Annotated in this window: 1 protein-coding gene; it reads right to left on the bottom strand. The window is 20.5% G+C overall.

Annotation, left to right across the window (positions count from 1 at the left end; all coding sequences use genetic code 4):
- Nucleotides 1-18: 18 nt before the first annotated feature.
- The coding region (locus M0D11_RS06445; RefSeq protein WP_252321162.1) for a hypothetical protein at nt 19-552 on the bottom strand (534 nt) is incomplete at its 5' end.

Genomic DNA, 552 nt, shown 5'->3' on the forward strand with positions numbered 1-552 from the left:
GTATTACACATATTATCATTACAAGAACCAAAATGTGCTTCTCCTGACATATTTATTTTTAGATTGTTCTCACAACTTTTGATCTAATTCAATTTTTTCTAACATTTTAAAAACATTATTTTTTCCATATAATTGAGCTAAAATATTATAAAACCGACATATTCCTGTTTTTAATTCATCAATATTTGCATTTATATGATAATTACTAATTGTTTTAATAAATGATTCAAAATCAATTTTGCCATCAAATAAAAGATGATGATCATTAAATTGTTTTTTAAAATCTTCAAAATCTTTAAAATTATCATTATTATTTTCTAACTTTTTAAAAGCATTATTTGATTCTTCACTTGCTTTAAATTTAACTTGTTCATTTAAAATATTAATAAAATCATTTACAGCAGGTAAATTTTTAAATTCATTATCATTTAAAATATCATTTTTTCCAAATAAAATTTCTTGATGATGTTGATAAGAGTAAGTAGGAACTTGTTTATCTCTTATATTCAAATCAGGAACAATATAATCTAACGTTACAAAAGATCTATTAGA

This window comes from Spiroplasma endosymbiont of Lariophagus distinguendus (assembly GCF_023846195.1).
Lineage (GTDB): Bacteria > Bacillota_I > Bacilli_A > Mycoplasmatales > VBWQ01 > Spiroplasma_E.